The following is a 26,887-nucleotide window of genomic DNA, read 5'->3' as shown; positions in this document are numbered from 1 at the left end:
TGTTATTTGAAAAGGCCCCGTCAGTTTGACGGGGCCTCTGTTTATTATTGTTTTTGTTGGTAACGGAGAACCGGCTTTCTTGCAGCCATGGTTTCATCCAGACGGCCAATCACTGTTGTATGAGGTGCTTCCTGAACAATCTCAGGGTTTTCCTCAGCTTCTTTTGCAATTTGAATCATAGCGTCAACAAAAGCGTCCAGGGTTTCTTTAGATTCTGTTTCTGTCGGCTCTATCATGATGCACTCTTCCACGTTAAGAGGGAAGTAGATGGTTGGCGGATGATAGCCAAAGTCAAGAAGGCGCTTGGCAATATCCAAAGTACGCACGCCAAGCTTCTTCTGACGCTTGCCGCTTAAAACGAATTCATGCTTGCAATGTCTGTCAAATGGCAGGTCAAAGAATGGCTCAAGCCTTCTCATCATATAGTTTGCGTTTAGTACCGCATTTTCCGTAACTGCCTTCAGGCCATCCGGCCCCATAGTACGGATATAAGTATAAGCCCGGACATTGATGCCGAAGTTTCCATAATACGGTTTCACGCGGCCGATTGATTGCGGGCGGTCATAATCAAATTCATACTGGTCACCATTCTTAACTAAAACAGGCTTCGGAAGGTATGGGATCAGATCCGCTTTTACGCCTACAGGGCCAGATCCCGGTCCGCCGCCCCCATGCGGTCCTGTAAATGTTTTATGAAGATTAAGGTGAACAACATCAAATCCCATGTCTCCAGGGCGTGCCTTTGAAAGTACAGCATTCAGGTTAGCTCCATCATAGTAAAGCTTTCCGCCGGCACTGTGAACAATCTCTGCCATTTCAAGAATGTTTTCTTCAAACAACCCTAATGTGTTCGGGTTAGTCAGCATAAGAGCAGCAGTATCCTCACCAACCACTCTTCTCAGGTCCTCCAAATCCACCAACCCATTTTCATCCGATTTAACCGTTACTGTTTCAAAGCCTGCAACAGTTGCGGATGCCGGATTTGTTCCGTGGGCAGAGTCAGGAACGACAACTTTAGTGCGTTTGGTATCGCCATTCGCTTCATGATAAGAACGGATCATCATTAATCCAGTCCATTCCCCGTGCGCTCCTGCAGCCGGCTGAAGTGTCACTTCATCCATTCCTGTAATTTCAATCAGGTGCTCCTGCAGATCATACATTAATTCCAGCGCACCCTGAACAGAGCTTTCATCCTGCAGCGGGTGTAAGTGGGCAAAACCGTTGAAGCGCGCTACATTCTCATTGATTTTAGGATTATATTTCATTGTGCAGGATCCAAGTGGATAAAATCCCGAATCAACACCATGATTTCGTTTGGAAAGTGCAGTATAGTGGCGCATGATATCAAGTTCTGACACTTCCGGCAGCTCAGGCTCTTCTTCTCGCAGATAACCCTCAGGAAGAAGCTCGCCCAGGTCAATTTCCGGAATATCCATCTCCGGCAGGCTGTAGCCGATACGGCCTTCTGTGCTTAATTCAAAGATGAGTGGCTGATCTTCCTTATGCATGGTAATCCCCCATTTCTTTAACGAATGCATCGATTTCTTCCTTCGTTCTCAATTCCGTTACAGCAACAAGCATATGATTTTTCAGGTCAGCATAATCTCTGCCCAAATCGTAACCGCCAATAATGTCCTTTTCAAGGAGCTTTTGATTAACTTCCTTAACAGGCTTATTCAGTTTGATGACGAATTCATTAAATGAAGGGCCTTCGAATGGGACTTCAAAGCCGGCGGCCTTGAATTGCTGTTTTGCATAATGGGCTTTTTGCATATTGGCAGCAGCCATTTCCTTTACGCCCTTCTTGCCGAGAGCAGTCATCGCTACAGATGCCGCCAGTGCGTTGAGTGCCTGATTGGAACAGATATTGGATGTTGCCTTATCACGGCGTATATGCTGTTCACGCGCCTGAAGGGTAAGCACGAAACCGCGGCGTCCCTGATCATCTACTGTTTGTCCGACAAGACGTCCCGGCACTTTTCTCATCAGCTTGGATGTTACGGCAAAATATCCGCAATGAGGGCCTCCAAAGGCAGTAGGAATACCGAAAACCTGAGCATCTCCTGCTACGATGTCTGCACCGAATTTCCCTGGAGGAGTAAGCGCGCCAAGAGCAAGCGGGTTGCTTGAAACAACAAACATGGCCTTGTGGGCATGAATAATTTCCTCAAGCTCTTTTAAAGGCTCGACTCTCCCAAAAAAGTTAGGGTACTGTACAATCACAGCTGCGATGTCATCGCCAATCATTTCATTTAGGGCTTCAAGGTCCGTAGTTCCATCTTTATGAGGAATCTCAATCACTTCAATATACTGGCCCTTTGCGTATGTTTTGACTACTTCCTTCGATTCAGGGTGAACTGCGCTTGAGATTAGTATTTTCTTCCGGCGCGTGCTGCCTGCGCTTAGCATGGCTGCTTCAGCAAGAGCAGTTCCGCCATCATACATGGATGAGTTGGCAACATCCATTCCTGTTAATTCACAGATCATGGTCTGAAATTCGAAAATTGCCTGCAGCTCTCCCTGGGAAATTTCCGGCTGGTAAGGAGTATAGGCAGTATAAAACTCTGAACGGGATAAAACATGATCGACAATGACCGGCATGTAATGATCATAAACTCCCGCACCAAGGAAAGATGTATTTGTGCGAAGATCAGCATTTTTATGAGCCATTTTAGTAAGCTCTTTCAGTAAGGCTGTCTCTGATTTCGCCGGCTTGATTTTATATTCGCCCTTAAATCTTACACTCTCGGGAATATCACTGAATAATTCTTCCACAGAACTGACGCCGATTTTCTCAAGCATTGCTTTCTGGTCAGACTCTGTCATCGGTAAATAGCGATGTTTCATCATTTTCTCCCCCCGGTTAGTTCTTTTCTCTTTTGTAAAAAGGTGTTGCTTCAATCTTGGCCTTCAGCCGTTTGCCGCGAATCTCCACTTCCAATTCAGTTCCAAGCTCCGCATGCTCTTTCTTGATAAGAACAAGGCCGATGTTCTTTTTCAATGTCGGAGATTGAGTGCCTGTTGTCACTTCCCCGATCAGTTCTTCACCCTTGTATACAGGATATCCATGGCGCGGAATACCGCGGTCTATCATTTCAATTCCGGCCAGCTTGCGCGGCACCCCGTTTTCTATTTGGTTCTTAAGCACTTCTTTTCCGATAAAATCCGCTTCTTTATTCACCTTGACAGCAAAGCCGATTCCTGCTTCAAGCGGTGTGATATCAGGTGAGAGCTCCTGTCCATATAGTGCCAGGTTGGCTTCGAAGCGAAGGGTATCCCTTGCACCAAGTCCGCATGGGAGAACGCCTTCTTCTTTGCCTGCTTCAAGAATTTCATTCCATAATGCGGCTGCATCCTTGGCATCACAGTAAACTTCAAATCCGTCTTCTCCTGTATATCCAGTTCTGGAGACAAGGGCTTTCCTGCCATTCAAATCAACATCCTGCTGGAATTTAAAAAATCCGATATCCGACAGATTCGTGCCAGCCAGCTTTTGGAGCACTTTTTCTGCAAGCGGCCCCTGAATCGCCAGCTGTGCCATATCTTCTGAAAGATTTTTCAATTCCACATTGCCTTCAGCATGGTCCTGCAGCCAGTTAAAATCCTTTTCGATATTGGAAGCATTTACAACCAGCAAATAGTGGTCATCCTCTATTTTATAGACAAGTAAATCATCAACAGTTCCGCCATTTTCATAGCACATGGCTGTATATTGAGCACCTGAGTTCTTTAATTTGGAAATATCGTTCGTCATCATTTTTTGAAGGTATTTAAGACTGTCTGTCCCCTTCACTTCGATTTCACCCATATGGGATACATCAAAAAGGCCGGCTTTTGTACGGACTGCTTCATGTTCTTCTTTAATGCTTGAAAATTGTACAGGAAGGTCCCAGCCGCCGAAGTCGATGGTTTTTGCTCCGTAATCCTTGTACACCTCAAATAAAGGCGTGCGTTTTAACTGTGACATTTACTCGTCCCCCTTAAATCTCTTGAAATTTGTTTTAGGAACATAAAAAAGGACAGAGTATCCCCTCAATTATGAGAAGATCTCTGTCCTTGCACCTGAAAGTTTACCGAAACCGGCTGTCCCCTTGGGTGGCTTATTAAAAAGCACTCTCCAGAGCTGCGTCAAACAAGAGTTCTTTTGCCTGAGAGATTCACAGATTATGCTTGCTCCTTCGGCGCTACTAATGTAGTCTCTCCCCTTGTTGTCATTCGCATTTATAAAATTTTCCAAGATGGTCATACTTATACCAAACAGAAAAAATTAAGCATCCATTACTTCGGTTAACTAAATGTAATGTGTTAACTTTCAAAACTTTCAAAGCTATTAACATCGTACCACCTAAACAAGGTTTGGGCAATATCTTTATATAGATAAAAGGAGCTGTTTTTATGACAGTGCAAATTGGCTTTGATTCTGCCTGGCAGGATGAATTCCTAAAAAGGATTGATGACGACGGCCCATGGGGAAACTGGGAGCTTTATAAACTGGCTGTTGAGGTTGAGAACCATACAACTATTCCTGAATTTGAAGGCTTGCAGGCTCCGAAGCATCTGCCTAACCTTACTCCTCTTCCCCATCAGCTGGAAGTGGCCAAGCAGGTAGTCGAAAGCATGAACGGCAAGGCGATCCTGGCTGATGAGGTCGGTCTTGGAAAAACGATTGAAGCTGGGCTGATATTAAAGGAATATATGATCAGGGGACTCGTAAAAAAAGTCCTAATACTCGTTCCAGCTTCCCTCGTTTCCCAGTGGGCCATGGAGCTGAACAGCAAATTTTTTATTCCGGCTGTGGCGCAGCGGAAAAGCTATGTATGGGAACAATGCGACGTTGTGGTATCATCCATCGATACAGCCAAACGCAATCCTCATCGGGACATTATTTACAGCCTTGATTATGACCTGATCATTATAGACGAAGCTCACAAGCTAAAAAATAATAAAACGAGAAACTATGAATTTGTACAAAACCTTAAAAAGAAGTTTTGCCTCCTATTAACAGCAACACCCATTCAAAATCGAATCAGTGAGATTTTCAATCTTGTGTCCCTGCTTAAACCCGGACATCTTGGCAATGAATCAGCTTTTTATGAGAATTATAAAAAAGACTCACGATCTTTAAACGATGATGCACATCTAAAGGAACTGGTAAACAAAGTCATGATTCGCAACCGCAGGGCAGATACCGGGATTGAATGGACCAAACGGCATGTGGAAACCATACCGATTGAATTTTCCCAGGCCGAGCGTGAGCTCTATGAAGCTGTAACAGAGCTGCGGAGTGAAGAAAATTGGATGGGTTCCAGCCAGTTTTCAGTAATGACCCTGCAAAGAGAAGCATGCTCAAGCAGAGAAGCTGTCTATTTTACGCTTCAGAATATGCTGAAAAGACAGGAGCAGCCTCCAATAGCTTTCCAGGATCAAATACAATACCTTATTAAAAAGGTTGAAGCGGTTCAGCAAAACTCAAAAGCTCAAAAAGCACTGGAATTAATACAGAAAATAAATGACAAGGTCATAATCTTTACTGAATACAGGGCAACGCAAATGTACCTGCAGTGGTTTTTAAAGCAATATGGGATCACATCGGTTCCGTTCAGGGGTGGTTTTAAAAGAGGCAAAAAGGACTGGATGAGGGAGCTTTTCCAAAAGAATGCTCAAGTCCTGATTGCAACAGAAGCGGGAGGAGAAGGAATAAACCTTCAGTTCTGCAATCATATCATTAATTTTGATCTCCCCTGGAACCCGATGCGGCTCGAACAAAGGATTGGGCGCATCCATCGTCTCGGACAGGAAAAGGATGTCATGATTTATAATTTCGCCACGAAAAAAACAGTCGAAGAACACATAATGAAGCTTCTATATGAGAAAATACATCTCTTTGAAAAAGTCATCGGTGATTTAGACGACATTTTAACAAGGCTTGAATTCGGCAGTATTGACGATCATCTTGTTGATATTTTCGGAAAATCGGCTTCAGAAGGTGAAATGAGAATTAAAATGGAGAACTTGACGAGCATGATTCAATTCGCAGAGGATCTGAAAGAAGGTGAACTGAATGCAGCAACAGGAAATTCATAAATTCCTTGAAAGGTATTTTCACGCAAATGGGTGTGAAATAATTGATAGAGGTCCGGGGTATATGACCGTACAGCTGACGATTGATTTGGATAAGGAGTTAATGAATCGTCCCTTTTACTGGCACTATCTCGAAAAAACAGGCGGAATTCCAAACCCGATGCAGATGACGCTTATTACAAACCAGCAGCTGTCCCCTCCGCATATTAAGGGGGAAGTCATTCATTTTGGCTCCCCGAGGCTTCACCAGATTTTTGATTCGGCCAGGAACCTGGCCGGCTATATCCGATTATATGAAAATCACCGGCAGGCACCTGGAAAGCAGGTGCCGCTAAGACCATGGCTGGGAATGAACATTCGCGTATCCTATCAATGCGACCGAAAACGGGATGTTTTCAAATCCATCGGCCTCCAATTGATAAATGGCCAGATGGTCGAAAGTTTTCATGACAGATTGCTTGGCATGAGCCTTACGCCCAAAATCCCCGACTACTCGTTCACACTGTCTCCGCTTATTATGCCGGGAAGCGGAGTATACAGGGTAGCAAATTTTATTAAAGCCGAAATTGAACAAGAAGATCATATATGGGCTGATGAGGCCCGTAAGCGCTGGCAAAAAGATCTCAGCCTTCTTGAACATTTTTATGAAGAGGCAGAAGAAAAGGGCGAAAGTTATGAAAACGAAAAAACAGCTCTTCAGGAGCAATATGAACCAAAGGTTAATATCTCCATCATAAACGGCGGTCTCTTTTATCTGACAGACAGCGCAGTCTAAAAATGCAAAAAACCGGCAATTTAGCCGGTTTTTTGCATAAAGGCTATTTATGTTTCTTTTTTCTCATGCCCAAGTAAAACAGATAAGAAAACATTCCAAACCATCTGAATAAAAACGGCTCTTTCATATCCTTTTTTTCAATACGATGCCGTTTTCGCTCATCTTTTGGCTGATCAATATATTTTACTACTGTCTGTGTAAGATACTTTACATAATCGTTGGATTTCATGTTCATACCTGCCTTTTTCCATACAGAATTACAAGTGCTGCCTGATATTTATCATTTACAAGTATGTCCAACGGGTTTTCACTCTAAACAATCGATTATTTCTTGTATAATTTCTGCTTTATCTTTATTAGTTGTATCAATGATCACATGGGCGGTTTCTTCATAGAGCGGCATCCTTTTTTCATAAAGTTCGTGGATCAGCCTTTTTTTATCGCCTTTCAGCAGCGGTCTTGAATGATCCTTCTCAATCCGTTTAAAGATTTCTTCAGGAGACGCATAAAGGAAGAAAACAAATCCTGTTTCGCTAAGCCTTTTTCTGTTTTCAGGCTTTATCACAATGCCGCCGCCAGTGGTTATAACTCCCGCTCTATCATCCATTTCTTTTAATATAAGTGATTCAAGGTTTCTGAAGTATCCCTCTCCATGCTGCGCGAAAATATCATTAATATTTTTATTCTCGCGCTTCACTATTTCTTCATCAGTATCAATTACTTCCTTATTTAAGCAGGCTGCCAGCTCTTTTCCTATCGTTGTTTTGCCGGAACCCATGAATCCGATTAAGTAAATTGGCTTCATCTTTATCCCCACTCAGTTTTTTTCAATCCATTTTATCATTTTTTGCAGGTCTGTGTCATAGTAAGCATAACCTGAAATTTCCTTATCAGAGCCAATTTTTGTTTTGAAGGTGATCTGAATTAAGCTTGTTGCTACTGAAGAAATCTCATATGAAACCGATCCTTTTTTAAACGAATAAACTCCTGACTCTTCCGGGTCTGCATTTTCACTCAGCATTTTTTCAGTTTTTTTAAAGGAACTCAGCAGGTAGTATTCCTGCATCATGACGGTTTCCGCCTGATTCACTATCCTTTTCTCAGAAATAAACTGGTCTAATTGAATGGTAAGAAGAAAGAGTGCAGCCAGAATGATTGTTAAAGTAAGAGGATAAGCAAATCCATCCTGATTACGGTACATCAATATCCTCCATATCCCTTAAGTAATAAAGAAACGCGGAATGCTTCTGATCAAAATGATCCGAGACATTTATTTCAACCCCGCCATTGACTGACGTAAAGGTAATGGCATTTAGTTTTTGAAGGACAATCTCATGGCCCTTCATATCCACTCTCCTCCGCAAGTTAAATCCATATTTTTCATAAAGCACACTTTTCCCGTCTATAGTTAATACAATTGAACCAGGTGTAATATTTACAGCATCAGCAAGTCTGATTTCTTTTTTCAGCTGATTGATAAATACATGCCATTCAAGCCTTTGTGTCCTAGCTTCCATTTTCCAGTCCTGAAAAAGGAAATTTAAGCCCACCGTCAAAAAGGAAACAATCAATAAAAATATTGAAAATGAAAACAGCATTTCAAGCATGGTAAACCCCTTATCACTGAAATACCTCACACTTTTCCTTTGTGTTATTCCGTACATTTTCATACCTTATGCAAACCTCCATAAATCCTTGGTTTTCCTTAAGGAATATTTGATAGACTGTCTGATTTTTTTTTATGGTCTCCCCCTCAGGAAAACTCCCCTCCGATGCAGCCTCCATAAGGCTTTCATAAAGCAGCTGGGTGCTTTCATAATCCTGTTTAACCTCTTCAGAATGCACAAGTGCCTTTATGACAAGGGGAAATATTATTCCCGCTGCAAGCAGCATCCCTGATAAAGACAACAGGAGCTCAGCCAGAAAAAAGCCTTCATTCCTTCTCCACATTAAATCGTCCTCTTCCGATAAAAAATGTTATTTTGTATTGCTCCTTGTCTGCTTTAATATAGAAGCTTCCAAATTTATTTGTAATACCGCCGGGTCCATATTGAAAATACAATGGCATTGTTCCCGGCTTAATCTCAATGATTCCGGGATATTCTCTGCTAATGATAGGATCATCCACAAGCTTTTCCTTAGCGAAATACCTACTCTCCTCTGGAATAATCTGAATAGCTACATCTGTCTGGTGGGTTATGGCATAGTTTTGGGCATAAAGGAGGTCAGATTTTAATTGGGAAAAGAACATTATCTTTTCAAGATAGAAAAAATGCGGTTTAAGAAACAGGGCTGTAACCGAGGCAATAATAAGGAAAATACTGAGAACGAATAGCGACTCTATCAATGTAAAGCCTGCTTTGTTTTTTATCATGACTCTTCGGATTCAACCTTCCCATCTGCAGAAATTGTAATGGCATTTCCATTTGGGCAAGTCGTGTTATTTTCATTTAGATAATCGTCATCCACTAAATCCTGTATATTCGAAGGAAGTGCTTTTTTATCGATTTCGTATGCCTGAACCTGCGCCTGCACCATTTTAACAAATGCATCGCATCCCTTGCTGTTTATTTTTGAGTTGTGTTTTGTTACATTGGGAATGGTGATGATTAAGAGCACTGAAATCACCAATAAAACAATCATCATTTCGATCAGCGTGAATCCTCTGTTATTGTTTAACATGCGCCATTTCATTAAAATCCCTCCAGTAGATGAAACATAGGCAGCAGAACTGCCAAATACATCGAAACTATTAAAAAACCGATAAACATATATAAAATGGGCTGAATGATCTTAAGAAGTTTTTCTGTGTTTTCCTCCATTTTGTGCAGACAATGCCTGCTGAAAAAAGTTAATTCCTGGTCCAGCCTGCCATTTTTTTGACCATGTCTGATAATATTAGACAATTCCCTTTCAAAAAATGGAAAACTCATTAGAATGTCTTCCAGCTTATTCCCTTCACGGAGCTTGATCTTCACTTCTTTACCGAGAGCGCTGTAAAAAGGCTGCTTATCATTTTTCTCAAAAAGACTCAGCGCCTCATGTATGGATAAGCCGCCATTTAAAAGATAACTGAGCTGTACTGCAAAGAAATGAGTATAGTAAAGGCGAAGAAATTGGCCTGCTGCAGGTACTCTTACTATGATCTTTTTTTGCTGGAATGGGGAAAGATTTCTGAATCTGACAAAATAGTATATAAGCAAAGCGACCAGGCCGAAAAACAGGATCAGAAAGAATAATGGGAGAAAATCACCAAACAAATAAACGGCTTTCGTAAAGAAATTAGGCTGAAGCTGCATTGAAACGAATAAGGAAGAGAAACGGGGCAACAAGACTTTATCAACGAAAATAAATAAGAATGCGGTAATGAGCATCAGGAAAATCGGATAGGCCATCAGTTTTTTCAACTTTTCAATGTCCTTGCCTTTTCGGAGCACCATTTCGCTTCCTTCAAGAAATGCAGAAGCAAGGCCTCCGTGCTGTTCAGCAAAAAAAACATAGCCAATCAGATTTTTATTAAAGTTCATGTTTGCAAGTATTTGATAAAATGGAAACCCTTCTCTCAATTGAGAGAGACACTGCCTGATTTCATGTTTTCTTTTTAGCGGCAGCTGATGCACCAGTGACTCAAGCGCTTCAGATAAAGGGTAACCTCTGGACAACAGTTCCCCTGTGTTCTTAAGAAACAAACCCTGTTCTTGAATGGTCCATTTATGTTTCTCCATCGCCATGCACCCACCTGCTGTACTCAGTTTCCTTTATATAGCCCAGAGCAATCCCTTTAGTTATGACTTCTTTCAGTGTTCGATACTTAACAAGGCAGCTTTCGCCTCTTGCCTTCTTTATGGAAGCATTGAGCGCCCTTCCTGCAAGCAGCTCAAACACACTCGCCCTTTTCCACCTGCCATATCCATAGCAGAATGGAGAGCAGTCCTCTTCGCAATATGGACAATTCAATTCGACAAGGCGCTGTGCAGTGACCGCCACTAAAGTCTGCTCAATTTCCAGCATGTTCACTCCAAACTCAGCTAAACGATATACAGCCCCCTTGGCATCCCGGGTGTGCATGGTGCTTAAAACAAGGTGACCCGTAAGTGCTGCTCTAACTGCAATCTTAGCCGTTTCCGCATCCCGGATTTCACCCACCATAATGATATCGGGGTCATGGCGAAGGATTGCTTTTAAGCCTGCAGAATAAGACACACCAGCTTTCTCATTCACTTGGACTTGAAGAACTAAGTCATTCTCTTTTTCAATGGGATCTTCCAGGGTGATGACATTGCGATGGAACATATGGGAGGTTTCATTCAGAAGGGAATACAAAGTTGTGGTTTTACCGCTGCCGGTCGGGCCAGTGAAAATAATTAAACCATGAGCATGCTTCAGCAGTGCAAGCATTTTTCTTGTCATGTCTGGAAAAAGGCTGATCTGGTAAAAAGGAATTTGTTCCTGCTGGGGAAGAATTCTGATAACGAGGCTTTCGCTGTGGCTTGATGGGAGGGTTGAAAAGCGCAGCCCAATCATTTGTCCGTCTACTTCCAGTGAATATGCACCGCTCTGCGGCCTCCTCTTTTCACCAATGTCCATTGAAGCTGTAAATTTAAAATGAGAAATTAATCTGTCGCATTCTTCTTTGGGAAGATAAAGCCTTGGGGTCAATTGGCTGCCGAACCTCAGCTGAATGAGTGTGTCTTTTCTGCGGGGAATGATGTGGATGTCGGAAGCATGGCTTCTGACTGCGTCTTTAATAATTCGTTCTGCCATTCTTTCAATTATACTCAACTAATTATGCACCACCTTTTTTTATTGTTCTGGATTATAATTCGACTTATCCAGGGCATTTCCTTCATTTTTCGGCAAAACTTTTTGACGAATTTGTGAATAAATTAATTTTTTCTTTCCATAATAAAAGGGTATAAAGCGAATTGATGGGCTATAGCCAAGCGGTAAGGCACCGGACTTTGACTCCGTCATGCGCAGGTTCGAATCCTGCTAGCCCAGTAGTTGTGGAAGGACACCGGATGTCCTTCCTTTTTCATTTCAGAAAAATCTATTTAGCCATATTCTTAAATGCATCCGGATTATAGCCTATGACAATCTTATCTCCGTTTGTCAGAATCGGCCTCCGCAGCAGTTTAGGCTCCTTAATGACCATTTGCTTCTGATAATGATAATTCCTCAAGGTTCTGTCCCAGTTCTTTATAGGTCTGGCTGCGGATCGCGAGAAGCTCATCAAGGCCGCTTGTGGTTAAAGAAAGGATTTTTTATAATTCTCTTGGTGATGGAGTCTCCCTAAAGAGATGCCTTTCTTCAAAATCAATTGAATGGGCTGTCAGCCATTTTTTCGTCTTTCCGCAGGAAGTACAGCTTGGATATGTGAAAAATGTCAATTGGCTCATACCTCTTCACCTCAAAAATATATTATTTTGCCTATACACATTGTATATTAATTGTACAATATATGCATACACTTTTGCATAAGTAATTAACCTTCATTTGTGAACATTTTCTAAACTTATAGTGATTACAGTGTTAACCTTAATCTGCTGTATTATAATGGAAGCAGGCCAGGAAGGCGCCAGCTAAATGCTATAAGTGACAGCTGATGACCTCGGGAATAAATAATCCTTTTGAGGTGACAATAAATGGAGCAAACATTAAAAATAGCCAATGTGTTATCCGATCCAACCCGCTATTATATTTATCAATACATTACTGAACGGCATAAAGATGTTACTGTGCAGGAGATTGCAGATAATTTCAGCATCCATCCCAATGTTGCAAGGCTGCATTTATCCAAGCTTGAAGATGTAAATATGCTTGTTTCTGAAACCAAAAAAACGGGAAAAGGCGGAAGGCCCAGCCGGTTATATCGGTTGTCTGATGATGTTGTTCAGCTGCATTTCCCTTACAGGGATTATCAGCTGCTGGCCAAAATAGCCATGGAAACAATGCTTGACTTAGGTGAAGAAGGACGAAAAGCACTGTATGCAACAGGGAAGAAGTTTGGCAGTGAACTGATCGGGCAAGAGCTTCAACGGTATGGAAACACAGATCAGCTTACTTTTGAACAGAAAATAAACATCTTAAAGCATGCTGCCGATTTGTCAGGGTTTCACCCTGAATTTGATGCAAACGAGGAAAAGACGATCGTCTATTTCCAAATTTATAATTGCCCATTTAAAGAGATTGCAGCCCGGCACGCTGAGCCAGTCTGCAATATGCATTATGAATTTTTAAAGGGGATGTTTGAAAGTCTGTTTGATTCCATTCAACTGGTGGAAAAGCAGAATATGCTCACTGGCTGTGATTCGTGCTCATACAAAGCAATTGTTGGAAATTAAAGGAATCCGCAGAAATATGGCGAAAAAAAGACCTTGCTAAGCTTTTTTCCCGCCCTTTTCTGGACTATTTAGAAACCATTATTTACTTTTATTAAGCATTTACTTTATAATATTGTAGTGATGGACTTGTAAGGGTAAAAGGAGGGATACATATGGATCGTATGTACAGAGTATTAGGATTCTGGACGGGAATTTTCGCTGTTATGTTTTACCTTGGCGATATGTATACAACGTCCTTGATTTTCTTCGGCCAAACAGGATTTTTCCTGCTTTTAAGCTACTTAAAGCTTTCCGAACGTATGTATATTTATGTTTTTGGAGCATACTTAACTGTTTTCTTCGTAGGCTTCACTTACTGGTCAACATTTATGATGACACCTGGTGCGGGCGGCCACTAATAGCCGATAAAAAAGCGATGAAATCATCGCTTTTTTATTTTCCCCCTATTTTCTTCCCCTGCAGGATCAGGTGAAATGCTGCACTCATGCCTGAAGGCGTTATCAGACTTCTTATTGCCCTGTTTCTTTTGCTGACAGGAGAAAACGGATTAGGATCATAATGATTTTCAAGCTCCTGTAAAATGCCTGCAGAAAGCAGGAATTCATCCTGTCTCATCATAAAATGAAAATTCAGCCCTTCTTTCTCTCCCAATCGGATCAGGGAATCAAAATGAATATGGCTGGTTATATCCATCTCGCCAGGATGCACGAGCACATTATTAATTAAAGAATGCCTGTAATAACCTCTGAGACTTCCATCCCTTCTCATTGGTTCCTGCCATTCCTCATCTGTATAGCCATAATCGGCAGTCAGCACAAATCCTTTATCCAGAACAGCAGAGATACTCTTGATCATCTGCTCCATTTGCAAAGGGATTTCAATTCTTTGGCCATTGCTAAGTGACAAACCGCTTTCTTCAAGGAATAAAGAAATATCTCTATTTGTTAATGGCACAGCTGTTTCTGCAAGCTTTCCGTCTTTTATGGTTACCATAATTTCATGCAATTGATCATTTACTTTTTCAACCACATGTACAGGCAAGGCATCAAACAGCTCATTTGAAAAAATCAGGCCGCAAAATGGGGCGATCTCATTCCAGCTATCTATTTGTCTGATATGTTCGGAAAATACAATCTGCTCCTTCTGCAGCTTCCTGTGATAGGGGCTTGTTTCAAAAATATAGTAATGAATCCTTTCATCAGCATTAAGATTCCACTCATCAAGGAAAGCTTTCGCAAAGCGTCCATTTCCGCCCCCTATTTCACAGACGTGAAAAGGCAGCTTATATTTCCCTGCCATTTGATGAAACCACTTTGATATGGTCCTTCCATATATATCAGAAACATTGCTGGTTGTAATAAAATCCCCCCCTGGCCCAATTTTTTCCGCATCTTTCATATAGTATCCATATTCGGAATGATAAAGGGCCTGCTGGATATAGTCAGCATAGCTGATCATTTTTTGAGGAGTATTTTCTATATAATTTATTAGTAAATTCAGCATATAAACTCCCTTTTCGAATGAAAAATCTGGATTTTTGGAAACAGCCATTTTTATTGTTTTGGACACTGTTTTCACTATTGACATAGTGTTTTCCCTGTTATATTGTTAATGTAGTAGCTTAACTATATCCCCTCCCATTTTTATATGAATAAAACATCCCCCAGAAAAGCCCTTCTCATTGGAGAAGGGCTTTTCTATTTTCCAATCAGAATCCATTCAGGAATGGATTTGAATCCATTTCCCGGCCAATTGTCGTAACCGGTCCGTGTCCAGGAAGCACTTCTGTTTCTTCAGGCAATGACAAAAGCTTATTATGTATACTTTCAAGGAGCTGCTGATGATTGCCGCCCGGAAGGTCTGTGCGTCCGATGCTTCCGCTGAACAGCGCGTCACCGGCCACCACAAGACCGGCATCTCTAAAATACAGAGAAACGCTCCCTGGAGAATGGCCTGGCGTCTCTAGAATTTTAAAGGTAAATTCACCTATGCTCAACTCTTGTTCAGCTGTTATAATATGGTCGGCAGGCCTTGCTTTTATCAGCTTTCCTATTTTAAATAGGTGAGAGCCATTTAAGGCTGGATCCGGAAGCCATGCTGCTTCTTTTTCATGTATGTATACAGGGATTGAAAATGCATCTCTTATTCCGTCTACAGCGCCAATATGATCAAAATGGGCATGAGTAAGAATGACAGCCAGAGGTTTCAGTCCTTTTTGTTCGATAATACCGCTCAGTTTTCCGCTCTCTTCACCCGGGTCAAAGATTAAACAATCTTTGTTTTCATTCGAAAGGATATAACAGTTTGTTTGCAATGGGCCAAGAGGGATCTGATTCCATTCCATTGCCTACACCTCCATTGTTGATTTATTTGTCTATTATTTTACACTATATCAGAATGGAATGCCTTATTTCTGCAAAAGGAGTATAAGATGAAAATCCTATATGGCGTTGAAGCCGGCTATATTATTCAAGATGTGCCCGAATTTATGAACTTGATAAAAAATAACACTGAACTGTTCGATTTTCAGCAGAGCATCTTCTTGTTTGAAGAGAGGACTCATGCAGAGTTTACTAAAAGCGTTTTGGCCGATACCGGACTTTTTGAAGAATTTTTTAAGCTTTATTACATAAAATCGGGTGTAAAGGGAGAAACTTTTGAAGACTTTGCGATTGAAACAGAAAGCGGAGTTTGCTTGTTCACTGAGCTCCTTAGCGCCTTCACAATAACCGGGGGCAAAAAAGAAGATATCCGAATGGCTGTTTATCAATTTCAGGAGCATCTAGTCTTTACGGCGAAAGAAGATAAAATGCCGGCAGTTTATTTTACAGAACTTCATCTAAAGGCTTTAATAATTGGCATTGCTGAAGCATATGACATACAAGTGTCATTTTTAGACCTCGACAAATAGAAGAAAAAAATATAAAATAAAGGACGAATGTATATACTTGGGTTTTACATAATGGGTATATAACCTGAAGAATGATTTTGATATGGCTTTTGCCTGCTGATCACGAAATAAAGGGGGCTGTTTTAATGGGACTACCAATCATTTTTGCATTAGTCGCAGTTCTTGCAGCTTTTGGTGCATTTAGTGCACTGAAGAACAAGAACTTCCTTGGCTTGGTTTTTGCTGTAGGAACACTTGCCGTTTTCGGATGGTTCTCTGTAATGACCTTAATTAACAGTGGATATCCTGCTGTTCACTAAGAAAAACACAGCGTGACCGCCAACTCGCGGCGCATTGGGCTTTATTTTAGTAAATAAAAGGGCTTCCCTCAGTGGGAGCCCTTTTATTTTTAGCCATTTAGCTTGCTTTCAACTCTTTGGACCTTTTCTTCCATTTTCCTCTTAACATCTCTTCTGTCATCAATGCGGATATTTGTCGCCACTCTCATTAAGCCTTTTTCAAAAGGGACTTCATGCATTGCCTGGACGACCTCAAACAAATCAGGAAGCTCCCCTTCAATAATGGTATTCATGGGTGTCAGCTGAAATCGGATTCTGCCGCTTTCCTCGTATTTTTTTAATACACGCTGAATGTCTGCCACATAGCTGCTGACACTTGGTGTTCCTGTTCCAATTGGAATGACTGTAACATCTGCAATTGCCATATCTCTGCTCCTTTACCTTCTTGATTACTCGTTATGTTCAACTAACCGAATGACCTCTTTACTGCCGGTCATGATCAGTTCCTCAAGATAGAAACCTGTTAAACAGGCTTTCCCGTCGGGTGAACAGTTGAGCGGCGCATTTTCCATATCTTCGAAAAGCACTTCCTTATCGCCGGTTTCACTGTCAACGGATATAAGCTGAAATCCGCCTGCATACAAATCACTCTCAGCGCTATACAATGGCTGAAAAGTAATGATTCCTCTGGGAGTCCAGTCATAATACGGCACCAGCCAATCCGAAAACCTTGTCAAATGAGGTACCGAAAATGAAGATAGCTTTTTGAAATGATTATCCATAAAAGTATACAGCGCCTGGTCTGATTGATTTGCCGGCACAGTAATGGTCATTAGCCTGTCCCTGGCAGCATCGAATTGAAAAATGTCTTCCTCAACGAGGGTTTCATTATTTCCATCAATTGATTGCTTAACTAGGGGTGCGAAAAGTGACGGGTTTTCACTGTCCCAATCAAGGAAAATAAGATAATTTGAATCCCCCCATTTAGCAAAAGGCTCCCTTAAGTTTAATTCTGCTAATGTCCCTTTTGAGATATCTATATGGTAAGGTGTGAAATCCCAGTCTTCAGTAAATGAAGCAATTAATATAGACTCTTCATGATAAGGGTTCCACTCAACAGCAAAATCAAAGCCAGTAATATTTTCCTCCCAGACAACTTTTCCATTTGATTTTATAACCGTTAAGGCTGCTTCATAAGTTCCAGGTGATGACCGAATCAGTATGTATTTGCCGGCTGGGCTTACCGTTACAGACGCAATCGGGTGTGAACTTTCATAGAGAAGCTCTTGTTCACCTGAAAACAGGCTATAAGCATAAATCCTGTAAGCTGCGCCATCATTTACAGTGTAAACAATTTGCTCATTACTGAGCCAGCCATTTGCTCCCTGAAATTCCCCTTCTTTTATCCGAATAGTCTTAATGCTCTTGTTTCCGGCTTCATCAGGTGGTGCGGAAGGTTCAGAAGCTTCTTTTTCCTGATCCTTATTCTGCTCTATCTCAGTTTTTTCAGGCTGTACGCAGCCGGTTATTAAAAATAAGAAAACCAGCAGAATAAAAGATAATAAAAGAAACTTCCTTTGATCTGCAATGTTTACCAAATCCGCACCTCCTTTTCTCCCTAAATATAAGTACGTAAATTGCATGAAAATGTTTCAATAAAAATAGAATTAATAAGCTTAATAGGAAAAAGCCGTTTTTCCGTCTTCATTTTGGAAAAGCGGCTGGTTTCCATAGAACTATTGGCATAGTGATGTTAGTATGATAGTAATTTTAATGTCTGCTTGATTAAAATACAATACAGAAAGTTGATTTTTTCACATATAAAGCGATGCAAGGAAAATGCCGAGCACCTCTTCATAAATATCATCATACTGTGACAGGGGCAGCGGATTAATCCCTCTTCCCAATTCAATGGTAAATCCCGGCATCCGGAAATCCTGTATAAACCAATCCTTATAACCCGCAAAGCTATCAATGTACTGGACTGCCCTATAACCGCTGACACGCTCGAACTCTTGCGCAATTACCTCCGATTCCGGCGGCTCCATTCCCTCATATCCCCAATAAAACTCTGCACCTTGTGTATGGAAGGCCAGCATCCGATCGAATTGATTATCTCTTGCCAGTTCCGCCATAGCTATGGCTTCCGGTTCCGTTAATGGGGCTTCTCCAAGATAATCTCTTGGTGCCGGGCCACTTTGTTCACTTCTCTGTTTCTCAAAGTCCCATTTGGCAGGAAACTGATTATTTAGATCAACCCCTCTAATATTAGCCTTCCAGCCTGTGAAATCAGTGCTGCCCCTATTTATTGAAATAACTTCCTCCCTGACTCCCGCTGGAGGCCCATTCAAAACCAGGTCAACCCCATCAGGGTTCACCATTGGCACTATTGAAAGGTCAACCGAATTATACAAAGGCTTTGTTGAAACTCCTCTTATCGGCCGGACATTTGTAATGGATAAAAGATAGCTGTTCAGCAAAGCCATTAATATAGGGGTCGTAATCCATTCATTCGCATGAAAGGATGCATTGATTTGCACTTTCTTATTCCCTTTTCCCAACCGTATTTCCTGAATCGGCTTTCCAAGAACACTCTGGCCAATTGTATTTACTTTTATAAACGGATAAATATCTGCCAGCATGGAGATATCAGCTGTTAATGCTTTATAATCATAATTCCTCCTGCCTGATACAATTGGGGAAATGACCCGCCTCGGCAGTTTTATAGCTGTACCAGGGATCAGGCTGTTCGGATTAAGGGATTGATTAACCAGGAGAAGAGCATCCACAGAGAGGTTGCGTGAAGAACTCAGCTTCCAAAAGGTGTCACCTGACTTAACCGTATAATTTAGTAATGTAAAGCCGGGAATATTAATTTCCCGGCCTATCGTTAGTGATGCAGGATTAATCCCGGGATTAGCATCAGCAATGAGATTGACTGGCATCATAAAGAGCTGACTGTAATACCATAAGGAATCTCCTGAGCGGACTTTGACTTTCATCTTTTCTCCCCCTTTCCATCATTTCAATTTTATGAGAAAAAGAAAAAAAGATGACTGTACAACTTTGTAAAAATGAGCAGCTGTAATCTAACCAGGGATTCTTGCCTAAACTCTCACTTTTGGAGAAAAAGAAAAAGCACCTGCACATCAGGCACTTTTCTCTCAATTTACTTATTTTTCGCCAGCCAGGCTGCACCAATTACTCCGGCATCATTGCCCAATGTCGCAATATCAATGACTGTTGACTCCTTCACTCTTGGAAACGCAAATTTAATAAAATTTGAAATAACCGGCTTAAGCAGTATATCTCCTGCTCTGGAAACTCCACCGCCCAATACTATTTTCTCCGGATTTAACATATTCGCAATATTTGCCAATGCCAATCCTAGGTGCATAGCTGTATTATTGACTACTAAAAGCGATGTTTCATCCCCATTCCTTGCCGAATCGAAAACATCTTTTGCAGTAATAAACCCATGCTCCTTGTACAATTGAGATAGAGCCCCTTCTCCGCCAGATTCCAGGTTTTCAAGAGCCTGCCGGACAATCCCTGTAGCAGATGCAATTGTTTCAAGGCAGCCCGTTTTGCCGCAATTGCACTGAGCCCCGCCAACAGGAATGGACGTAATGTGGCCTATTTCACCTGCAGCCCCGCTGACTCCCTGCACAATATCTCCGTTGGCAATTACGCCTCCGCCGACACCTGTTCCAAGTGTTACACATACCAGATCTTTAGCGCCATTTCCGGCACCCTTCCACATTTCCCCGAGAGCAGCACAATTAGCATCATTATCAATGATGACTGGAAGTGACGTTTCCACTTCAAGCAGATCCTTCAGCGGATAATTATCTTTCCAGCCTAAATTAACAGTATTATATACAACACCTGTTGCCAGATTTACAGGACCTGGCGCCCCCATGCCAATGCCGATAATTTTATCCTTGTTTAAATCCAATTCCTCCAATTTATGATCGATGGCTTTAGCTATATTTATTGTAATATTTTTTCCTTCTTCACTATTATCCGTGGGAATTTCCCATTTATGAATTATTTCCCCATAGTAGTTGATAAAAGCAAGCTTTGTTGTTGTTCCGCCTAAATCTACCCCAACCAGCCATTTTTCTGCCAAACTCCATCACCTTTTCTTTCTATTTATTCTCTTTAAGATTCTGAATTTCAGTCCGCAGGATCAAGATGCTGCTCTGATAGTCTTTTACATCAATAAGCTGGGAATCATATAGCTCTTTTAATTCAGCAGCCATAAGCTCCAAATCGGCTTCCCGATCCCCTATGTAGATGATAGTCCCATATTTCTTTAGAAACTGCTGTATATCATAAATGGTTTTCATTCTGTACCTCTGCCTTATTGATAAGTTTATACCACATTAAAGTATAATCTAAAATCCCCCCCTTCTCAAGATAGAGAAGCCCCTAGAATATATAAAAAATCCCTTCCAGGCAGGAAGGGATTTCGATCAGCGGTCCGGATCCTTTGGATGCAGGAAACGCGGCCGCCTGTTTTTCAATGGTATTGGCGATCTTAACAATACATCCCTGAATGCTCTCAGATTGAAAGGGATGAATGGCCACAAATAAGGCACTCCAAAAGACTTCATTCTGGCAAGCATGATTATCATCAGCATGATGCCAACTACATAGCCGTATGTATGGAATATACTGGTTGATATCAGCAGACCAATTCTTATTAGCCTGTTTGCCAGGCTCATTTCATAGCTTGGGGTTGAAAATGTTCCAATTGCCGCTATTGCTAAATAAAGAATGACTTCATTAATAAACAATCCCACTTCAACTGCTACCTGACCAATCATCAGGGCCGCCACCAGTCCCAATGCAGTGGCCAGGGCGGAAGGAGTATGGATCGCAGCCATCCTCAGCATATCGAGACCAAGCTCTATCATCAGGAACTGAACGACTAATGGCAGCTCTCCCGTTTCATTGGGTCCGACATAGGATAATGCATCAGGAAGAAGCTGCGGCTCTATCGCAAATAAATACCATAATGGCAAAAGGAAAATGGATGCCCATACAGCTAAAAATCGGACAAATCGCAAATAAGCGCCTACAAGCGGCTTATTCCTGTACTCCTCAGCATGCTGCAGGTGATGCCAGAAGGTTGTCGGTGTTATGATAACACTTGGTGAACCATCGACAATGATGCAGACGTGGCCTTCATAAAGATGGGTTGCTGCCGTATCAGGCCTTTCGGTATACCTTACCATGGGATACGGATTCCAATGCCGGCCTGAAATGAATTCCTCTATTGATTTTTCGGCCATCGGCAATCCATCAGTATCAATTTTAGAGATAGACTCCTTTATTTTCTTCACCATATCCGGATCTGCAATGTCTTCAATATAACTGACAACAACATCTGTCTTGGAACGCCTGCCCACCTGCATATATTCCATGCGCAGTGTCCTGTCCCTAATCCTTCTCCTCGTTAAAGCTGTGTTAAAAACGAGGGTTTCTACAAACCCATCCCTTGAACCGCGGACAACACGTTCAATATCGGGCTCCTGAGGGCCTCTTACCGGATATGTACGGGCATCAATGAGAATTACTTCATCGATACCATCCACGACTAGAGCAGTCGGCCCTGCGAGCACCATATCCACCACTTTATCCAGATCATCAGTTGTTTCAACCTCAACGTATGGTATATACGTTTTTATCAGTCTGGAAAGTGTATCTCCTTCCAGCTGGGCTGCATCCAGGCCGGCAAGCATCTTCATCAGATAGTGCAAAATGTCATCTTTTACAAATCCATCTACCAGATATAAAGCCATTTCCCTTTCTGCATATTCAACATCAAGCTGAATCACATCAAAGCTTTTGTCAACTCCCAGAGCATCTCTAAGATATTCAACATTATCTTTTAGAGCAACCTTTACAGGCTCTCTTCTCGCTTTCTCCAAAATCCCCACCTCAGCATTCTGTTCCATTCTTTTCCTTGCATACTATTCAACATCATTGACATGCAAAAAAAAAATCATACCACTGAATGGCATGATTCATGAAAATTCGCAGGGAAATGCAGCTGTTATTTCCCAGGTAGCAAGCTGAAAATTCCGGCAGCATCATTCTATTTGATTTAACAGCTTTTGATACTCCTCCTGATCCGGCTGAAGATCAGCGGCCTTTTGTGCATGATTCCTTGCTTTTTCCGGCTGCTTTTCTTCTAAATAGATTAGTGCAAGATTATAATGTGCTTCATGAAAGGAAGCATCTTCCTTAATTACATGAAGCAGGTGCTCTTCTGCTTCTTTTAACCTCCCCACTTTTATTTCAGTATATGATAATAGAAAATAGACTTTCGGTGAAGAATTCCCTTCTTCAATAAAATCAGCAAGCATTAAACGAGCCTTTTCAAACTCTTCACCATTGATATGTTCCTGGGCCATTACCATAGCAGTTTGTTCATTTAATAGTCTTCCCGGTTCATTGAACCCATACTTCAGCAAGCCGGCAGCCAGACAGAATGATCCAGCTAAAAACAGCAGCTGAAGCAAAAGCTTTTTCTTCTTGGGAAAATGCACGATTCCAGTAGCAAGAAATCCGCCAATCAGCCCTCCTATATGTCCAGCATTATCAATTCCCGGGATGGTAAATCCAAATGCAAGGTTGATTCCTAATACAACAAGTATATTAAATCCCATGGTCCGGAAGAAAAGGCTTGGATAAATGAGCCCAAAATATAAAAGTGCCCCAAAGCAGCCAAAAATAGCTCCGCTGGCCCCGGCTGAAAGTGCAGGACTAAAAACAAAACTGGCTAATGTTCCGCCAAATCCAGCAGCCAAATAGATAAATAGAAATCTAATATTTCCATACACCCGTTCCACTGCCGATCCAAGATAAAATAAGGCAAGTGTATTCATTAATAAATGAAGCAGCCCAATATGAAGGACAATCGGGGTTAAAAACCTCCACCATTCCCCATCAAGAATTAATGGATTAAATTTAGCCCCATACTTAATTAACGTCGATGTATCTGTGCTGCCTCCCATTGCTTCCAAAAGTAAAAAAACAGCAACTTGAATAACCATAAATATATACGTGAAAAAAGGCTTTCCAAAATTGAACATTTCCTTTTCTTTTTTTGCTGTTTTTACCGCTTTAGAAAGAGCAGCATGCTTCAGGGCATCGGCATCTATTTCCGTATAATTTCCGGCAGGAAGGGTTAACGGTTTTTCGAAAATTTCTTCAACTGCATGCAGGCTTTCCGGTTTGCCGGATTCAATGATAATGGTTTGGACAGAGGCTTTCCCATTTTCAGGCATGAAGGGGTCTGTGATGCGGAATTCATAGTCATCAACAGGGAGGTACGCAGAAACATAGATATTTAAAACCGGCATTTCCCTTTTTCCAAGCTGCTTCCTGACCGATTCAGCTTTTTGAGCAGTCATTTCAATATCCCGCTGCATCCAATTGCTCCAGTCAAGATTATATTTTAAGAGCCTGATTGCCTTTATGGTTTTATCCTCCATCCTTTCAAGCCATAATTCATCCTGATCACCAGATAACTGAATCATTCTGTACCCCTGGTCAGATATGAAATAATCCGCAAGTTTCCAAAATACATAATCCTCTTGAACGGCCAATTCTTCCCCCACTCTCTATATGCTGCAGTAATTACTATACTTTATTTAACTATAGGCAATAAAGAATCCTTTTGTAAAAGAAAAAGCACCAAAAGATATCGGCAAAATAAAAAGACCTATTACGGTCTTTTTACTTCATGATTGCCGCCTTTCCGATGGCCCGGAAGAGAAAACAGAGCTCATCATCCTGTCGCGGACAAGCGGAAAACTCATGACTGAAGTAACCAGCAGTTTCCGCAGAAAAACATTCCCGAAAATAACATTAATCAACCGATAACGGTTATGATAGGCATAATAAGTTCCAAGCCCAATCATAAAAATAGATAGTAATCGAGACATTGAATTCCCTCCTCTTCTTTATTGTGAGAAGAGGGAATAATTTTTATCCATTCTATAAAGCAAAATAAATTTCACCATTGATACATGCTCACTCATCCTTCAATACTGGTCCCATCGTTTTCTTCAGAACATTAACAGAATGGGTAAACTGGTTCTTCTCTTCGGTGCTTAAGTGAAGTTCAACAATATCACGAATACCATTTCTATTGACTATAGCAGGCACCCCAATATAAACATCCTCATGACCATATTCCCCATCTAAATAAGCTGACACCGTAAGGACAGAATTCTCGTTCTGGAGGATGGCTTTCGTCAGTCTGACAAGACCCATGGCAATTCCATAATAAGTCGCGCCTTTTCGCTCGATTATATGATAAGCTGCATCTCTGACATTAAGGAATAACCCATTAAGATCTTCCTGCCTATAGTTCTCTTCTTTCTTCATCCAGTCTTCAATGCTTTTCCCTGCAATATCAGCATGGCTCCATACAGGCAATTCAGTATCTCCATGTTCACCTATAATATAAGCATGAACATTTCTCGTATCGACTTTGAAGTATTCTCCCAGCAGAAACCTGAATCTGGCCGTATCCAATATCGTTCCGGATCCGATTACTCTTTCTTTTGGAAGCCCGGAGTACTTCCAGACAGCATACGTGAGAATATCCACTGGATTTGTCGCAACCAGAAAAATGCCATCAAAACCGCTGTTCATGACATGATCAACTATTCCTTTGAAGATTTTGGAGTTCTTTTCCATAAGGTCCAGGCGAGTCTCCCCGGGTTTTTGATTCGCTCCGGCAGTTATGACAACCAAATCAGCTTCTTTGCAGTCGGAATAGTCTCCGAACCAGATCGATGTTGGGGAAGGGGCAAAGGGCATACCATGATTCAGGTCCATGGCATCTCCTTCAGATTTATCTTTATTTAAATCAATCAGCACCAGTTCTTCTGTAACACCTTGATTTAATAGTGCAAACGCATAGCTTGATCCAACGAAGCCAGTTCCGATCAGCACCACTCTATTTACCCGACTTTTCATAATAACTCCCCTTTACTTTATTGTAGAGAACAGCAAAGTCCCTTTATGCCAATAAGATATATAGAAGCATTCCCACCGAGGCAGAAGCTAAACCTGAAAAAAAATTAACAAAATCATTATCTGCAAAATGCCACCCTTTTACCAACGAGGCCGGCTGCCCGCAATGTTCGGCTGTTTCCACGTTTGAACTGCATACCAGGCACTTGTATTCAGCTTGAAAAAAAGCACCCAATAAAGAATCAATCAAATTCCCCGCAAACCCAAAAACTCCAATCAGCAAAACCTCATAAATTGAAATGTGAAACAGCATATTTGATAGAAGGGCAACTGTAAAAGAACCTGACAAAGCTGCAAGTGTGCCCAAAATACTGACAGCACCGGAAGTACCCGTTTCTATTGTCCTCCAGGTCTTCAGAGAAATGGGGGGTTTTTGACTTAATGAGCCAATTTCTGAAGCCCATGTATCCGAGTTTGCTGCAGCAAGTCCGATAAGAAACATTATCAGCCAAGCCTGTGATTGATTCAGCAGATAAAATATGCTGGCAATAGCTGCTATGCCTCCATTGGCAGCAACCTGCTGCCAATCCCTTCTTGATCCTTTTGCATGCTTATTTTCGAATTCCCTTTTTTTATGGCTTTTAAATTTTGACCAGAAGCTTGAACTTGCAAAAAAGAACCCCAGGACAAGAAGGCCATAAAAACCAAATCCCCAGGCTGCTGCCGCACCCACAATGAATGCCGCTATACTGCCTGAAAAGGTCAGTAATCGGAAATAATATCCGGCCAGGGATGTGATCAATATTAAAATTATAATAGCAATGGATTCAAGCATCACCGGTTGCCCACACCTGCTGATCAGTAATAATCATTTCCACCGGCTTGTCATGGTTTTCCAATGGCAAGCGGGTTATAACCTGCATTTCAAAAGCCAGTGAAACCGTTCTTCCTTTATAATGCTCAAGAAAACGATCATAATATCCTCCACCAAACCCAAGCCGGAAGCCGTTTTTCATGTATGCCAGTCCGGGAACGATTAAAGTATCGATTTCTTCACTGCGAATTTCATCCGTTTTTTCCGGATTTGGCTCCCATAATCCATAAAATACTGACTCCAAATCCATGAAGCTATTCAATTCACGGAACTCCATTTGCTTTGATTGAGGTATGCACTTCGGGACAACAACCCTCTTCCCTTCATCCCAAGCTTTTCTGATGATCTGCCATGTATCAGCCTCAGGCGCCTTTGAAACCGTTATTCCTATCGTTTTGGCCTGGCTCCATAAAGGGGTGCTATAAAGGCTGCAGGCAATTTGATAGGATAGCTGTTCATACTCAGGCTTGCTCAATTCCTTCATCCGATCCTGCATTTGCTTCCTAAGGACCTTCTTATCAATTTCCATATAAAAACCTCCAGTTTTCAAAGCTAACTATAATTTATCCAGAAAAGGGAAGGATACCCATAAAAAAAGTCAACAAAAAAAGCAGTAGGAATGAT

31 protein-coding genes, 1 tRNA gene, 1 pseudogene and 1 riboswitch are annotated in these 26,887 nt (G+C 41.6%); of the genes and pseudogenes, 7 read left to right on the top strand and 26 right to left on the bottom strand.

Features of this window, described 5'->3' with window-relative positions; genetic code table 11:
• Positions 1 to 44: 44 nt before the first annotated feature.
• The 3 genes from gcvPB to gcvT are packed head-to-tail and all read right to left on the bottom strand — an operon-like array spanning position 45 to position 3,967.
• The gene (gene gcvPB, locus BFI01S_RS02590; protein ID WP_061791206.1) at positions 45 to 1,508 is read right to left on the bottom strand and encodes an aminomethyl-transferring glycine dehydrogenase subunit GcvPB; all 1,464 of its coding nucleotides are present in this window, start codon (positions 1,506 to 1,508) and stop codon (positions 45 to 47) included.
• A complete protein-coding gene (gene gcvPA, locus BFI01S_RS02585; RefSeq protein ID WP_061791205.1) occupies positions 1,501 to 2,847 on the bottom strand; it encodes an aminomethyl-transferring glycine dehydrogenase subunit GcvPA in 1,347 nt (448 codons plus the stop codon). Before gcvPA ends, gcvPB begins: the two co-directional genes overlap by 8 nt.
• Before the next feature lie 16 nt (positions 2,848 to 2,863).
• Complete coding sequence (gene gcvT / locus BFI01S_RS02580; protein ID WP_061791204.1) at positions 2,864 to 3,967, bottom strand: glycine cleavage system aminomethyltransferase GcvT; 1,104 nt, start codon at positions 3,965 to 3,967, stop codon at positions 2,864 to 2,866.
• Between the two features lie 159 nt (positions 3,968 to 4,126).
• Positions 4,127 to 4,215: riboswitch (glycine riboswitch) on the bottom strand.
• 180 nt (positions 4,216 to 4,395) lie between these two features.
• On the opposite strand from gcvT, the gene BFI01S_RS02575 reads away from it, so the two are divergent.
• Positions 4,396 to 6,084, top strand: coding sequence for a DEAD/DEAH box helicase (locus BFI01S_RS02575; protein WP_061791203.1), 1,689 nt, complete (start codon positions 4,396 to 4,398; stop codon positions 6,082 to 6,084).
• Positions 6,062 to 6,856, top strand: a complete 795-nt coding sequence (locus BFI01S_RS02570; RefSeq protein ID WP_061791202.1) for a YqhG family protein — start codon at positions 6,062 to 6,064, stop codon at positions 6,854 to 6,856. Before BFI01S_RS02575 ends, BFI01S_RS02570 begins: the two co-directional genes overlap by 23 nt.
• 43 nt (positions 6,857 to 6,899) lie before the next feature.
• Here BFI01S_RS02570 and BFI01S_RS02565 read toward each other — a convergent pair whose 3' ends face one another.
• The 9 genes from BFI01S_RS02565 to comGA all read right to left on the bottom strand — a co-directional run bounded on the left by BFI01S_RS02565 (position 6,900) and on the right by comGA (position 11,638).
• Entirely contained in the window at positions 6,900 to 7,085 is a 186-nt protein-coding gene (locus BFI01S_RS02565) for a YqzE family protein (RefSeq protein WP_035329975.1), read from the bottom strand.
• Positions 7,086 to 7,163: 78 nt separating this feature from the next.
• Entirely contained in the window at positions 7,164 to 7,661 is a 498-nt protein-coding gene (locus tag BFI01S_RS02560; protein ID WP_061791201.1) for a shikimate kinase, read from the bottom strand.
• 12 nt (positions 7,662 to 7,673) lie between these two features.
• Complete coding sequence (gene comGG / locus BFI01S_RS02555) at positions 7,674 to 8,057, bottom strand: competence type IV pilus minor pilin ComGG (protein WP_061791200.1); 384 nt, start codon at positions 8,055 to 8,057, stop codon at positions 7,674 to 7,676.
• On the bottom strand, positions 8,047 to 8,520 hold the full coding sequence (comGF, locus tag BFI01S_RS02550) for a competence type IV pilus minor pilin ComGF (protein ID WP_478219380.1): 474 nt from the start codon (positions 8,518 to 8,520) through the stop codon (positions 8,047 to 8,049). Before comGF ends, comGG begins: the two co-directional genes overlap by 11 nt.
• Complete coding sequence (locus tag BFI01S_RS02545; protein ID WP_061791198.1) at positions 8,477 to 8,806, bottom strand: hypothetical protein; 330 nt, start codon at positions 8,804 to 8,806, stop codon at positions 8,477 to 8,479. Before BFI01S_RS02545 ends, comGF begins: the two co-directional genes overlap by 44 nt.
• Positions 8,790 to 9,230 (bottom strand): competence type IV pilus minor pilin ComGD, encoded by a 441-nt coding sequence (gene comGD / locus BFI01S_RS02540; RefSeq protein WP_061791197.1) that lies wholly within the window; start codon positions 9,228 to 9,230, stop codon positions 8,790 to 8,792. The genes BFI01S_RS02545 and comGD overlap by 17 nt, the downstream gene beginning before the upstream one ends.
• On the bottom strand, positions 9,227 to 9,550 hold the full coding sequence (gene comGC, locus BFI01S_RS02535) for a competence type IV pilus major pilin ComGC (RefSeq protein ID WP_061791196.1): 324 nt from the start codon (positions 9,548 to 9,550) through the stop codon (positions 9,227 to 9,229). The genes comGD and comGC overlap by 4 nt, the downstream gene beginning before the upstream one ends.
• Positions 9,550 to 10,581 (bottom strand): competence type IV pilus assembly protein ComGB, encoded by a 1,032-nt coding sequence (gene comGB, locus BFI01S_RS02530; protein ID WP_061791195.1) that lies wholly within the window; start codon positions 10,579 to 10,581, stop codon positions 9,550 to 9,552. Before comGB ends, comGC begins: the two co-directional genes overlap by 1 nt.
• Positions 10,568 to 11,638 carry a competence type IV pilus ATPase ComGA gene (gene comGA, locus BFI01S_RS02525; protein ID WP_061791194.1) on the bottom strand — a complete coding sequence of 357 codons (1,071 nt, stop codon included), beginning with the start codon at positions 11,636 to 11,638 and terminating at the stop codon, positions 10,568 to 10,570. The genes comGB and comGA overlap by 14 nt, the downstream gene beginning before the upstream one ends.
• Before the next feature lie 147 nt (positions 11,639 to 11,785).
• On the opposite strand from comGA, the gene BFI01S_RS02520 reads away from it, so the two are divergent.
• Positions 11,786 to 11,857 (top strand) — tRNA-Gln (locus BFI01S_RS02520).
• A 49-nt stretch (positions 11,858 to 11,906) separates the two neighbouring features.
• Here BFI01S_RS02520 and BFI01S_RS02515 read toward each other — a convergent pair.
• Positions 11,907 to 12,255 (bottom strand): annotated as a pseudogene (locus BFI01S_RS02515) (Spx/MgsR family RNA polymerase-binding regulatory protein).
• 246 nt (positions 12,256 to 12,501) lie between these two features.
• Between BFI01S_RS02515 and BFI01S_RS02510 the strand changes: the two are divergent.
• On the top strand, positions 12,502 to 13,200 hold the full coding sequence (locus BFI01S_RS02510) for a helix-turn-helix transcriptional regulator (RefSeq protein ID WP_061791193.1): 699 nt from the start codon (positions 12,502 to 12,504) through the stop codon (positions 13,198 to 13,200).
• 152 nt (positions 13,201 to 13,352) lie between these two features.
• Entirely contained in the window at positions 13,353 to 13,598 is a 246-nt protein-coding gene (locus tag BFI01S_RS02505) for a DUF2626 domain-containing protein (RefSeq protein ID WP_009332938.1), read from the top strand.
• A gap of 34 nt (positions 13,599 to 13,632) precedes the next feature.
• Here the strand turns inward: BFI01S_RS02505 and BFI01S_RS02500 are convergent, their stop codons facing one another.
• Both BFI01S_RS02500 and BFI01S_RS02495 read right to left on the bottom strand, forming a co-directional pair.
• A complete protein-coding gene (locus tag BFI01S_RS02500) occupies positions 13,633 to 14,703 on the bottom strand; it encodes a class I SAM-dependent methyltransferase (RefSeq protein ID WP_061791250.1) in 1,071 nt (356 codons plus the stop codon).
• Positions 14,704 to 14,908: 205 nt separating this feature from the next.
• Positions 14,909 to 15,544, bottom strand: a complete 636-nt coding sequence (locus tag BFI01S_RS02495) for an MBL fold metallo-hydrolase (protein ID WP_061791192.1) — start codon at positions 15,542 to 15,544, stop codon at positions 14,909 to 14,911.
• 87 nt (positions 15,545 to 15,631) lie between these two features.
• Between BFI01S_RS02495 and BFI01S_RS02490 the strand changes: the two genes are divergently transcribed.
• Positions 15,632 to 16,111, top strand: coding sequence for a hypothetical protein (locus BFI01S_RS02490; protein WP_061791191.1), 480 nt, complete (start codon positions 15,632 to 15,634; stop codon positions 16,109 to 16,111).
• A gap of 125 nt (positions 16,112 to 16,236) precedes the next feature.
• Positions 16,237 to 16,410: a DUF2759 domain-containing protein gene (locus BFI01S_RS22195; RefSeq protein ID WP_048008269.1), complete on the top strand. Its 174-nt coding sequence runs from the start codon at positions 16,237 to 16,239 to the stop codon at positions 16,408 to 16,410.
• An 89-nt stretch (positions 16,411 to 16,499) separates the two neighbouring features.
• Here BFI01S_RS22195 and BFI01S_RS02485 read toward each other — a convergent pair whose 3' ends face one another.
• From BFI01S_RS02485 to BFI01S_RS02435, 11 genes are all read right to left on the bottom strand, one after another.
• The gene (locus BFI01S_RS02485; RefSeq protein WP_061791190.1) at positions 16,500 to 16,814 is read right to left on the bottom strand and encodes an MTH1187 family thiamine-binding protein; all 315 of its coding nucleotides are present in this window, start codon (positions 16,812 to 16,814) and stop codon (positions 16,500 to 16,502) included.
• A gap of 24 nt (positions 16,815 to 16,838) precedes the next feature.
• Positions 16,839 to 17,987, bottom strand: coding sequence for a YqgU-like beta propeller domain-containing protein (locus tag BFI01S_RS02480; protein WP_235831077.1), 1,149 nt, complete (start codon positions 17,985 to 17,987; stop codon positions 16,839 to 16,841).
• A gap of 216 nt (positions 17,988 to 18,203) precedes the next feature.
• Positions 18,204 to 19,391, bottom strand: coding sequence for a M14 family metallopeptidase (locus BFI01S_RS02475; protein WP_061791189.1), 1,188 nt, complete (start codon positions 19,389 to 19,391; stop codon positions 18,204 to 18,206).
• A gap of 167 nt (positions 19,392 to 19,558) precedes the next feature.
• On the bottom strand, positions 19,559 to 20,521 hold the full coding sequence (locus tag BFI01S_RS02470; RefSeq protein WP_061791188.1) for an ROK family glucokinase: 963 nt from the start codon (positions 20,519 to 20,521) through the stop codon (positions 19,559 to 19,561).
• 19 nt (positions 20,522 to 20,540) lie between these two features.
• Positions 20,541 to 20,741 (bottom strand): YqgQ family protein, encoded by a 201-nt coding sequence (locus BFI01S_RS02465; protein WP_061791187.1) that lies wholly within the window; start codon positions 20,739 to 20,741, stop codon positions 20,541 to 20,543.
• 126 nt (positions 20,742 to 20,867) lie between these two features.
• Positions 20,868 to 22,328 carry a spore germination protein gene (locus tag BFI01S_RS02460; protein WP_061791248.1) on the bottom strand — a complete coding sequence of 487 codons (1,461 nt, stop codon included), beginning with the start codon at positions 22,326 to 22,328 and terminating at the stop codon, positions 20,868 to 20,870.
• 162 nt (positions 22,329 to 22,490) lie between these two features.
• Positions 22,491 to 24,011, bottom strand: a complete 1,521-nt coding sequence (locus tag BFI01S_RS02455) for a rhomboid family intramembrane serine protease (protein ID WP_061791186.1) — start codon at positions 24,009 to 24,011, stop codon at positions 22,491 to 22,493.
• Positions 24,012 to 24,146: 135 nt separating this feature from the next.
• On the bottom strand, positions 24,147 to 24,350 hold the full coding sequence (gene yqgO / locus BFI01S_RS02450) for a protein YqgO (RefSeq protein ID WP_061791185.1): 204 nt from the start codon (positions 24,348 to 24,350) through the stop codon (positions 24,147 to 24,149).
• Positions 24,351 to 24,438: 88 nt separating this feature from the next.
• A complete protein-coding gene (locus BFI01S_RS02445) occupies positions 24,439 to 25,392 on the bottom strand; it encodes an L-lactate dehydrogenase (RefSeq protein WP_061791184.1) in 954 nt (317 codons plus the stop codon).
• A 43-nt stretch (positions 25,393 to 25,435) separates the two neighbouring features.
• Complete coding sequence (locus tag BFI01S_RS02440; RefSeq protein ID WP_061791247.1) at positions 25,436 to 26,224, bottom strand: DUF92 domain-containing protein; 789 nt, start codon at positions 26,222 to 26,224, stop codon at positions 25,436 to 25,438.
• Complete coding sequence (locus BFI01S_RS02435; protein ID WP_061791183.1) at positions 26,217 to 26,792, bottom strand: 5-formyltetrahydrofolate cyclo-ligase; 576 nt, start codon at positions 26,790 to 26,792, stop codon at positions 26,217 to 26,219. Before BFI01S_RS02435 ends, BFI01S_RS02440 begins: the two co-directional genes overlap by 8 nt.
• Between the last annotated feature and the right edge of the window lie 95 nt (positions 26,793 to 26,887).

The sequence above is a fragment of the Cytobacillus firmus NBRC 15306 genome, from assembly GCF_001591465.1.
Lineage (GTDB): Bacteria > Bacillota > Bacilli > Bacillales > Cytobacillaceae > Cytobacillus > Cytobacillus firmus.
The sequence above is the reverse complement of the archived record's forward strand: the minus strand, read 5'-3'. Positions and strand labels throughout refer to the sequence as shown.

What these genes read in the sequence shown, in the direction of transcription:
- gcvPB (WP_061791206.1), bottom strand. Translation starts at nt 1,508, where the DNA reads ATGCATAAGGAAGATCAGCCACTCATCTTTGAATTAAGCACAGAAGGC.
- gcvPA (WP_061791205.1), bottom strand. Translation starts at nt 2,847, where the DNA reads ATGAAACATCGCTATTTACCGATGACAGAGTCTGACCAGAAAGCAATG.
- gcvT (WP_061791204.1), bottom strand. Translation starts at nt 3,967, where the DNA reads ATGTCACAGTTAAAACGCACGCCTTTATTTGAGGTGTACAAGGATTAC.
- BFI01S_RS02575 (WP_061791203.1), top strand. Translation starts at nt 4,396, where the DNA reads ATGACAGTGCAAATTGGCTTTGATTCTGCCTGGCAGGATGAATTCCTA.
- BFI01S_RS02570 (WP_061791202.1), top strand. Translation starts at nt 6,062, where the DNA reads ATGCAGCAACAGGAAATTCATAAATTCCTTGAAAGGTATTTTCACGCA.
- BFI01S_RS02565 (WP_035329975.1), bottom strand. Translation starts at nt 7,085, where the DNA reads ATGAAATCCAACGATTATGTAAAGTATCTTACACAGACAGTAGTAAAA.
- BFI01S_RS02560 (WP_061791201.1), bottom strand. Translation starts at nt 7,661, where the DNA reads ATGAAGCCAATTTACTTAATCGGATTCATGGGTTCCGGCAAAACAACG.
- comGG (WP_061791200.1), bottom strand. Translation starts at nt 8,057, where the DNA reads ATGTACCGTAATCAGGATGGATTTGCTTATCCTCTTACTTTAACAATC.
- comGF (WP_478219380.1), bottom strand. Translation starts at nt 8,520, where the DNA reads ATGTACGGAATAACACAAAGGAAAAGTGTGAGGTATTTCAGTGATAAG.
- BFI01S_RS02545 (WP_061791198.1), bottom strand. Translation starts at nt 8,806, where the DNA reads ATGTGGAGAAGGAATGAAGGCTTTTTTCTGGCTGAGCTCCTGTTGTCT.
- comGD (WP_061791197.1), bottom strand. Translation starts at nt 9,230, where the DNA reads ATGATAAAAAACAAAGCAGGCTTTACATTGATAGAGTCGCTATTCGTT.
- comGC (WP_061791196.1), bottom strand. Translation starts at nt 9,550, where the DNA reads ATGAAATGGCGCATGTTAAACAATAACAGAGGATTCACGCTGATCGAA.
- comGB (WP_061791195.1), bottom strand. Translation starts at nt 10,581, where the DNA reads ATGGAGAAACATAAATGGACCATTCAAGAACAGGGTTTGTTTCTTAAG.
- BFI01S_RS02510 (WP_061791193.1), top strand. Translation starts at nt 12,502, where the DNA reads ATGGAGCAAACATTAAAAATAGCCAATGTGTTATCCGATCCAACCCGC.
- BFI01S_RS02505 (WP_009332938.1), top strand. Translation starts at nt 13,353, where the DNA reads ATGGATCGTATGTACAGAGTATTAGGATTCTGGACGGGAATTTTCGCT.
- BFI01S_RS02500 (WP_061791250.1), bottom strand. Translation starts at nt 14,703, where the DNA reads ATGCTGAATTTACTAATAAATTATATAGAAAATACTCCTCAAAAAATG.
- BFI01S_RS02495 (WP_061791192.1), bottom strand. Translation starts at nt 15,544, where the DNA reads ATGGAATGGAATCAGATCCCTCTTGGCCCATTGCAAACAAACTGTTAT.
- BFI01S_RS02490 (WP_061791191.1), top strand. Translation starts at nt 15,632, where the DNA reads ATGAAAATCCTATATGGCGTTGAAGCCGGCTATATTATTCAAGATGTG.
- BFI01S_RS22195 (WP_048008269.1), top strand. Translation starts at nt 16,237, where the DNA reads ATGGGACTACCAATCATTTTTGCATTAGTCGCAGTTCTTGCAGCTTTT.
- BFI01S_RS02485 (WP_061791190.1), bottom strand. Translation starts at nt 16,814, where the DNA reads ATGGCAATTGCAGATGTTACAGTCATTCCAATTGGAACAGGAACACCA.
- BFI01S_RS02475 (WP_061791189.1), bottom strand. Translation starts at nt 19,391, where the DNA reads ATGAAAGTCAAAGTCCGCTCAGGAGATTCCTTATGGTATTACAGTCAG.
- BFI01S_RS02465 (WP_061791187.1), bottom strand. Translation starts at nt 20,741, where the DNA reads ATGAAAACCATTTATGATATACAGCAGTTTCTAAAGAAATATGGGACT.
- yqgO (WP_061791185.1), bottom strand. Translation starts at nt 24,350, where the DNA reads ATGTCTCGATTACTATCTATTTTTATGATTGGGCTTGGAACTTATTAT.
- BFI01S_RS02445 (WP_061791184.1), bottom strand. Translation starts at nt 25,392, where the DNA reads ATGAAAAGTCGGGTAAATAGAGTGGTGCTGATCGGAACTGGCTTCGTT.
- BFI01S_RS02440 (WP_061791247.1), bottom strand. Translation starts at nt 26,224, where the DNA reads ATGCTTGAATCCATTGCTATTATAATTTTAATATTGATCACATCCCTG.
- BFI01S_RS02435 (WP_061791183.1), bottom strand. Translation starts at nt 26,792, where the DNA reads ATGGAAATTGATAAGAAGGTCCTTAGGAAGCAAATGCAGGATCGGATG.